This is a genomic window from Paraburkholderia sp., from assembly GCF_036488505.1.
GTDB lineage: Bacteria > Pseudomonadota > Gammaproteobacteria > Burkholderiales > Burkholderiaceae > Paraburkholderia.
In genome coordinates, this window is sequence record NZ_DASXHN010000242.1 from 1 (window position 1) to 8,126 (window position 8,126).

Genomic DNA, 8,126 nt, shown 5'->3' on the forward strand with positions numbered 1-8,126 from the left:
CAATACCACCCGCCATCTAATTCTTAAAAGCCAACGCATCAAGCACTTCGCGTACAACCATCCACTGCCGTTCTGGCATCCACGACACAGTCTGCAATCAATATCTCCGCTTTGCATTAGGCGCAGGCCATCCTGACCCAAGCCCCCGCAACGGCGCTAACACTAGACACCCTCGCGAGCCGGCGAACTACGTCGATCGGGCACTGCGAACCCAGGTTTTCATGCCGCTAAATCTGTGGAACGGCGAGGCTGATTGCGTCGGCTAAAGCCAGTGTGATGAGACCGCGTGCCTCACGTGATACAGCGCACAGCCCAGCGCTCGCGAAAACGGTACGTCGAAAACCCACGCTAGCAAATCAATACACTATCACCGTAGGTATCGCAAAAAGCTCTATTTTTACGGACCGAAATCGACGTTTTCGACCAAAGGCCCGTCGCGCTCACGATCCAGAGTCACCGCTCAACAGCCGTCCAATTCACCCTCCACCCGAGCGCAACTTATCCACATCCCGCTCTGGACAACTCTTGTAGAAACCCACCAATACACTGTGGGCGAAACCTTAACAAATGCGCCGCGTCTCCCGGCCGCCAAAAATTCTCCCAGGCTCCGCCACTCTATCCGCCCGTGTTCCCGACAGTTATCGATTCGGCAGCTCGTTGATCTATAAGCGAACTTCGTTGTTATCCACAGCAAACAGGCCGCTTTGTTAACTATTACTACGTATACATATGTAAAGAACGTAGAAACCAGAATCAGCGTTAACGACCTGCGCGACGCACACGCACACCATCCCCGCAACGAGCGAGCGAACGAACCCAAAAATCAAACCCCCGAACCAGCCCAGAACCAGCTCTCACCGCAACGGCAAACAAATCTCCGTAACCAACTCCGCAGGCGCCGTCTCCTTCGGGCTATTCAGATACTCCTCAAACACCGGCGCATCCGCCGCTTGTCTACCGGATTGCGCGAGCCACGTTCCGTAGAGCCACTCATAAGCCGCCCGCATGTCGCTATACGGCCCGACGTGCCGCAACACCGCATACTCCCCACCACCTATACGCGTCACCGAAACGCCATCGCTCACAGCAACGGCAGACCGAACCTCATCCATCACCGGTCCCGGCAACAACACGGCCGCCTTAGACCGCAACGCCGCCTTCTCGACCACGCCCGGATCATCGAAGAAAACCCCAATCATCCGCATCTCTCCCGCAAGCAGATAGTGTTTTCCAAGCCAGTCAAACAAAGCATCGAACGCGTTGCCGATCTGCAAATAAGGCCCGACATGATCGACCGACACCACATCCATCGGCTCCACAGAACGAATCGCCACTTCACGCATCATCGCCATTTGCTCATCTCCTGGAAGCGCCGGTCGAAACCGGCTATGCATGCCGCCCCTTAGATATTGCGCCGGCAGCACGTTAAACGGATGAAAATTGGCGCAAGAGAATGCGACCAAAGTATCACCCCGGCGCTTGAGCGCCGCTGGCCAAACCCTGCGGATTTCGCGCCGCGTGACCGGGCAGGAGCAGGGATTAAACGCCTGCCGATCCCGCAACTCGGACGCCCGTCCCACCAAACACGCTGCACCGCTAACCCCTAACCAGCACCCGCGCCAAACACCGTGACGCTGCCACCATTTGGCGCTATCGTGACGCATACCCGCAACACGCCACCCGCCGTCCCCACTCCCCCGCGTCCGCGCGAAGCGATGGAGCCGCAACCATGAGCTACACGCAGTCGATCGGCAGCCGAACCTACCGCTTCGCCGACCTGAAGACTCTGCTGGCCAAAGCCAGTCCGCCACGCTCCGGCGACCAGCTCGCGGGCATCGCGGCAGCGAGCGAAGAGGAACGCGTCGCCGCGAAGATGGCGCTCGCCGAGGTCCCGCTGCGCACCTTCCTGAACGAAGCACTGATTCCCTACGAAACCGACGAAGTCACCCGCCTGATCATCGACGATCACTCCCACCAGGCGTTCGCCGAAATCGCGCATCTGACGGTCGGCGATTTCCGCAACTGGCTGCTGAGCAGCACGACCGACACCGACGCACTCACCCGCATCACCCAGGGCCTCACGCCGGAAATGGTCGCAGCGGTCTCGAAGCTGATGCGCAACCAGGACCTGATCGCGGCCGCGCGCAAACGTCCGGTGATCACACGCTTTCGCAACACCGTCGGCTTACCGGGCCGCATGTCGGTGCGTCTGCAGCCGAATCATCCGACCGACGACGTCAAAGGCATCGCCGCGTCGATGCTCGACGGCCTGATGTACGGCTGCGGCGACGCGCTGATCGGCATCAATCCCGCGAGCGACAACTTGGCCGCGATCACCAAACTGCTGCAGATGATCGACGACTTTCGCCAGCGCTATCAGGTGCCGACGCAATCGTGCGTGCTCACGCACGTCACGAGCACGCTCGCCGCGATCGAAAAAGGCGCACCGGTCGATCTGGTGTTTCAGTCGATCGCGGGCACCGAGAAAGCGAACGCGAGCTTCGGCATTTCGCTCGCGCTGCTGAAGGAAGCGTACGACGCGGGGCTGTCGCTCAAACGCGGTACGGTCGGCAGCAATCTGATGTATTTCGAAACCGGGCAGGGCAGTGCGTTGTCGGCGGATGCGCATTTCGGCGTCGATCAGCAGACCTGCGAGGCGCGCGCGTATGCGGTCGCGCGCAAGTTCGAGCCGTTTCTGGTGAACACGGTGGTCGGTTTCATCGGCCCCGAGTATCTGTATGACGGCAAGCAGATCACCCGAGCGGGTCTCGAGGATCACTTCTGCGGCAAGCTGCTCGGCGTGCCGATGGGCTGCGACATCTGTTACACGAACCATGCCGAAGCGGATCAGGACGACATGGACAATCTGCTGACGCTGCTCGGCGTCGCGGGCGTCAATTTCATCATGGGCGTACCGGGCGCGGACGAAGTGATGCTCAACTATCAGAGCACCTCGTTCCATGACGCGCTGTACGTACGCGACGTGCTCGGCTTGCGTCGCGCGCCCGAGTTCGAGCAATGGCTGGAGTCGATGCAAATCATCGACGCCCGCGGCGCGTTGCTCGGCGCGTCCGCGCAGCAACGTCTGCTCGAAGGCGCGCGCGACTGGATGGACATCGTATGAACGACTCGCTCGATAAGGATCCGTGGAACGCGCTGCGGCGCTTCACTCACGCGCGAATCGCGTTGGGTCGAGCGGGCAATAGTCTGCCGACCGCGCCGTTGCTCGCGTTCGATCTCGCCCATGCGCAGGCGCGCGACGCGGTGCATCATCCGCTCGATGCCGACACGCTTCACCACGCTTTACGCGCCGAGGGGTTCGAATCGATCGATGTGCATAGCGCGGCGCCGGATCGTGAGCACTATTTGCGGCGGCCGGATTGGGGGAGGCGGCTGTCGGACGACAGCCATCGAGCGCTCGCGCAAAGACCCAAGCCTGCGCAAGCCAATGATGTGGTGTTCGTGATCGGCGATGGTCTGTCCGCATTCGCGGCGTTGAAGCAGGCGATACCGCTGCTGCAGGCAGTGCGGCCCAAACTGAACGACTGGAACATCGGCCCGGTGGTGGTCGCGCGTCAGGCGCGCGTTGCGCTGGGCGATGAAATCGGCGAACTGCTCGATGCGAGCTTCGTCGTGATGTTGATCGGCGAGCGGCCGGGTTTGAGTTCACCGGATAGCCTAGGCATCTACATCACGTATGCACCGAAAACCGGTTGCAGCGATGCGCAGCGCAACTGCATTTCGAACGTGCGTCCCGAGGGGCTCGACTATCCGCTGGCCGCGCACAAACTGCACTACCTGTTGACGCAGGCACGCAAGCTCGGGCTGACCGGCGTCGGTTTGAAAGACGATAGCGATGCGTTGCTGGCGAGCGCACCGGCGCATCCTGCGGTGGCTGACGATTCACAGTCGAGTGCGACGCAAACCTGAATCGGGCAGCAGACTGTTGCTGTGGCGGCGCGCTTACTTGCGCAACAACCTTAACCCGTTGCCCACTACCAGCAGACTCGCGCCGACATCCGCGAACACCGCCATCCACATCGTGCCGAAGCCCATCAGCGTCAGCACGAGAAACACGCTTTTAATCCCGAGCGCGAGCGCGATGTTCTGCACGAGCACAGCATGCGTCGCCTTCGATAGCCGGATGAACGCGGGGATCTTGCGCAGATCGTCGTCCATCAACGCGACGTCGGCGGTTTCGATTGCCGTGCCGGTGCCCATCGCGCCCATCGCGAAGCCGATGTCTGCGCGCGCGAGCGCGGGCGCGTCGTTGATGCCGTCGCCGACCATCCCGACCGTCGCGCCAGCCGATGACCATTGCGCGACCGCGTCGAGCTTGTCCTCGGGCAACTGATCGCCGCGTGTTTCATCGACGCCGACTTGTCGGGCGATCGCTTCGGCGGTGTGGCGGTTGTCGCCGGTCAGCATCGCGGTGCCGACGCCGAGCCGCCGCAATTCGGCGACGGCGGCGCGGCTCGTGTCCTTCACCGTGTCGGCGACCGCGAACAGCGCCAACACACGTTGCGCGTCGGCGAGCATCACGACGGTTTGGCCTTGTCGTTCGAGTGCGTCGACGCGCGCTTCGAGTTGCGGCGAACAGCAGCCGAGCTCTTCGATCAGGCGATGATTGCCGAGCCAGTAGGCGTCGCCATCGATATCGGCGCGCACGCCGCGCCCGGCCAAAGCTTCGAACGCATCGACGTGCATGGGCTTGATGCCGTCGTCATCGCCCGCGGCGGCAATCGCCATCGAAACCGGATGATCGGAGCGGCCCGCGAGGCTGGCGGCGAGCGTGCGGTAGTGGAGCGCGTCGGTGTCGATATCGGCGTGGCCCACGCCGCTGGCGCCGCGAACACTGCCGTCAGCGCTCAGTTCGCTAACGATGCCGCCGCCACTGCGATCGACAGAGCCAGCGCTGCGCACGTCAGCCGCCACGTCAACAGCGGCCTCGACCGCCTCGGCAACGACCTGGAACCCCACTTGCACCGGCTTGCCATGCGTAATCGTCCCGGTCTTATCGAGTGCGAGCCAGCTTAGCTTGCGTCCCTGTTCGAAGTAAACGCCGCCCTTGATCAGAATCCCTTTGCGCGCGGCAGCCGCGAGCCCGCTGACGATCGTTACTGGCGTCGAAATCACGAGCGCACACGGACATGCGATCACGAGCAGCACCAGCGCCTTGTAAACCCACGCATGCCACGCGCCATCAAAAAGCGGCGGCACGAGCGCGACACCGAGCGCGATCGCAAACACGACCGGCGTATAAACGCGCGCAAATTGATCGACGAAGCGCTGCGTCGGCGCCTTCGTGCCCTGCGCCTGCTCGACCGCGTGGATGATGCGCGCGAGCGTCGTGTTGCCCGCTGCGGCCGTCACGCGATAGTCGAACGAGCCGCTCTGGTTGATCGTGCCGGCGAATACGGCATCGCCGATGGATTTATCGATCGGCAGGCTTTCGCCGGTGATCGGCGCCTGATCGACGCTCGAGCGGCCCGCGATGACCTCGCCGTCGAGCGCGATCCGCTCGCCCGGTTTCACGCGCACCATCGCGCCGGGCGCAATCGCGTCGACCGGCGCGAGCAGCCACGCGCCGTCCGGTTGCAGCACGCTCGCCTGCTCAGGCGTGAGTTGCATCAGCCCTTCGATCGCATTGCGCGCGCGCTCGAGCGATCTGGCCTCGATCAGTTCGGCGATCGTGAACAGCACCATCACCATCGCGGCTTCCGGCCACTGGCCGAGCAGCGCTGCGCCGGTGACCGCGATGCTCATCAACGCGTTGATGTTCAGGTTCAGGTTGCGCAGCGCGAGCCAGCCCTTGCGATAGGTCGTGAGCCCGCAGATAGCGATCGCGATGACCGCCAGTGCCGCGACTACCCAGCTGGGAGAGCCGAGCCAGCCAGCGGCCTCTGAGGCTGCCGCGCCGACGCCGGCGGCGATCAGCGGCCACCACGGTTTCGGCGCGGCGGTCGCCGCGGTGCTGGACGCGCCGGACGCGTTGGCCGTGTCAGCGGCCAGTTCGGGTCTGAAGTCGAGCGAGCGCAGCGCGGCGAGCACCGGCTCGAGCGCGTCCGGCGCGTGGACCACGGTCAGTACTCGCTGCATCAGGTTGAAATCCATGCTGCGCACCGCCGGCATGCGGCCGAGCTTTTTGCGGATCAGCGCTTCTTCGGTCGGGCAGTCCATCTGCATGATGCGCATCGCGGTGCGCAGATCGTCCCCGACTGCCTCGGAGGGGGGTAGAGCCAGCGGGGCCGGCGCGGCGGCGGACGGGCCACAGCAGGTGTGTTCGGCGTGGTCCGCAGCGTGGTCGTAAGCGTGATCGTGCTCGTGGTTCGAATGGCCGTGATCGTGGCCGCAGCCGTGTTGATGTCCGTCGTCGGGTTCGCGGCCGTGGTGGCCATGTTGATGGCCGTCAGCGTGATCCGTTTCAAAACGTTCGACTTCCGGGTGGCGAACATCAGGCATAGTGGCTTCCTCGTACGATTTGTGGTCTAGTAAACACCTTGAAGCCACTACAAGGTCAAGGCCACGCGGAGGGAAGATCCATGAAGATCGGTGAATTGGCGAAAATCGCCCATTGCACGACCGAAACCATCCGTTTCTACGAAAAAGAGCGCCTGCTGCCCGAGGCGGAGCGCACCGAGGCCAATTACCGCAGTTACACGGCAAGGCACGTCGAGCGCCTGCGTTTCATCCGCAACTGTCGCGCGCTCGATATGACCCACGACGAAATCCGCGCGTTGCTGCGTCTGACCGACGCGCCAGCCAACGGCTGCGGCGGCATCAACTCGCTGATCGACGAGCACATCGCGCACGTCGACATGCGGATCGAAGAGCTGCAACAGCTGAAAGCGCAACTGGCCACATTGCGCGACCAATGCCACGGCGAGCATCCGGTCGAGGACTGCGGGATCGTGCACGGCCTGACCGACATGGATGTCGCCGTGCCGCGCCCACGACATACGCACCTGGGCTGACAGGTCGGGCGTAGCGAGCCGTGGCAGAGTCTCGCCGCTTTCAATCGCCTGATTTGTCGCAGGCCGCCGCGTAGCAACGCTTACCCGAATACCAGGCAGGGCCGCGCGTGCGGCCTTGCCACCCGATCATCGAAAAATCCAGTTGGAGAATCAACGTGTTCACCTGTAGAAACCAGTCCTGCGGCGCGCAGTGGGAGCAATCCGACGTCGTCATCAAAAACGAAGGCCAGGGGCTGCTGTTTCGCTGCCCACTGTGCGGCGCGCGCAATTACGTCGAGCGTTTCGAGGGCGACGACGGCGCCGTGCTGTACGAACAGCTGCGCGGCCGCCCCGACCAGGGCCCGCTGGCCGAGTAACCGCGATTCCTGACGACGACCCTATGAATACTCCTTCCGACGCCACCGCCGCCGGCGCTCCGTTCAGCGCGCTGGCGCTGCCGCCTGCCACGCTCGCCAACCTCACGCAACTCGGTTACGTCGAGATGACGCCGATCCAGGCCGCGAGCCTGCCGGTCGCGCTCGCTGGCCAGGATCTGATCGCGCAGGCCAAAACCGGCAGCGGCAAAACCGCGGCATTTTCGCTCGCGCTGTTGGCCCGCCTCGACACGCGCAACTTCGACACCCAGGCGATGGTGCTGTGCCCGACGCGCGAACTCGCCGATCAGGTCACGCAGGAAATCCGCCGCCTCGCGCGCGCGGAAGAAAACATCAAGGTGCTGACCTTGTGCGGCGGCACGCCGATGCGTCCGCAGACGGCGAGCCTCGAGCACGGCGCGCATATCGTGGTCGGCACGCCCGGCCGCATCATGGATCACCTCGAACGGGGTACCTTGGTGCTGCGCTCGCTCAATACGCTGGTGCTCGACGAAGCCGACCGCATGCTCGACATGGGTTTCTTCGACGACATCGCGAAGGTCGCAAGACAATGCCCGAAAGAGCGCCAAACGCTGCTGTTTTCGGCGACCTACCCGGAAGGCATCGCGAAGCTGAGCCAGCAATTCCTGCGCAACCCGAAAGAGATCAAGCTGACCGGCAGGCACGACGACAGCAAGATCCGTCAGCGTTTCTATGAAGTGACCGAAGACGAGCGCTTGCACGCGGTCGGTCTGCTGCTGAACCACTACCGTCCGGTCAGCACGATCGCGTTTTGCAA

7 protein-coding genes are annotated in these 8,126 nt (G+C 63.2%); 5 read left to right on the forward strand and 2 right to left on the reverse strand.

Annotated features, from left to right (window positions below; all coding sequences use genetic code 11):
* Positions 1 to 854: 854 nt before the first annotated feature.
* The gene (locus tag VGH68_RS14900; protein ID WP_331604413.1) at positions 855 to 1,352 is read right to left on the reverse strand and encodes a GyrI-like domain-containing protein; all 498 of its coding nucleotides are present in this window, start codon (positions 1,350 to 1,352) and stop codon (positions 855 to 857) included.
* 377 nt (positions 1,353 to 1,729) lie between these two features.
* On the opposite strand from VGH68_RS14900, the gene VGH68_RS14905 reads away from it, so the two are divergent.
* Together VGH68_RS14905 and eutC are read left to right on the forward strand one after the other, a co-directional pair.
* A complete protein-coding gene (locus tag VGH68_RS14905; protein ID WP_331604414.1) occupies positions 1,730 to 3,124 on the forward strand; it encodes an ethanolamine ammonia-lyase subunit EutB in 1,395 nt (464 codons plus the stop codon).
* Positions 3,121 to 3,930 carry an ethanolamine ammonia-lyase subunit EutC gene (gene eutC / locus VGH68_RS14910; RefSeq protein WP_331604415.1) on the forward strand — a complete coding sequence of 270 codons (810 nt, stop codon included), beginning with the start codon at positions 3,121 to 3,123 and terminating at the stop codon, positions 3,928 to 3,930. The genes VGH68_RS14905 and eutC overlap by 4 nt, the downstream gene beginning before the upstream one ends.
* Positions 3,931 to 3,963: 33 nt before the next feature.
* On the opposite strand, the gene VGH68_RS14915 is transcribed toward eutC, so the two are convergent.
* Positions 3,964 to 6,462, reverse strand: a complete 2,499-nt coding sequence (locus VGH68_RS14915) for a heavy metal translocating P-type ATPase (RefSeq protein ID WP_414696943.1) — start codon at positions 6,460 to 6,462, stop codon at positions 3,964 to 3,966.
* Positions 6,463 to 6,542: 80 nt separating this feature from the next.
* On the opposite strand from VGH68_RS14915, the gene cadR reads away from it, so the two are divergent.
* From cadR to VGH68_RS14930, 3 genes are all read left to right on the forward strand, one after another.
* The gene (gene cadR / locus VGH68_RS14920; RefSeq protein ID WP_331604416.1) at positions 6,543 to 6,974 is read left to right on the forward strand and encodes a Cd(II)/Pb(II)-responsive transcriptional regulator; all 432 of its coding nucleotides are present in this window, start codon (positions 6,543 to 6,545) and stop codon (positions 6,972 to 6,974) included.
* Positions 6,975 to 7,129: 155 nt separating this feature from the next.
* Positions 7,130 to 7,330 (forward strand): hypothetical protein, encoded by a 201-nt coding sequence (locus VGH68_RS14925; RefSeq protein WP_331604417.1) that lies wholly within the window; start codon positions 7,130 to 7,132, stop codon positions 7,328 to 7,330.
* Positions 7,331 to 7,353: 23 nt separating this feature from the next.
* Positions 7,354 to 8,126 (forward strand): DEAD/DEAH box helicase (locus VGH68_RS14930; protein ID WP_331604418.1); only part of this gene is annotated, 773 nt, incomplete at its 3' end.

Coding starts and splice junctions, on each gene's coding strand:
- VGH68_RS14905 (WP_331604414.1), top strand. CDS start 1,730: ATGAGCTACACGCAGTCGATCGGCAGCCGAACCTACCGCTTCGCCGAC.
- VGH68_RS14900 (WP_331604413.1), bottom strand. CDS start 1,352: ATGGCGATGATGCGTGAAGTGGCGATTCGTTCTGTGGAGCCGATGGAT.
- VGH68_RS14915 (WP_414696943.1), bottom strand. CDS start 6,462: ATGCCTGATGTTCGCCACCCGGAAGTCGAACGTTTTGAAACGGATCAC.
- cadR (WP_331604416.1), top strand. CDS start 6,543: ATGAAGATCGGTGAATTGGCGAAAATCGCCCATTGCACGACCGAAACC.
- eutC (WP_331604415.1), top strand. CDS start 3,121: ATGAACGACTCGCTCGATAAGGATCCGTGGAACGCGCTGCGGCGCTTC.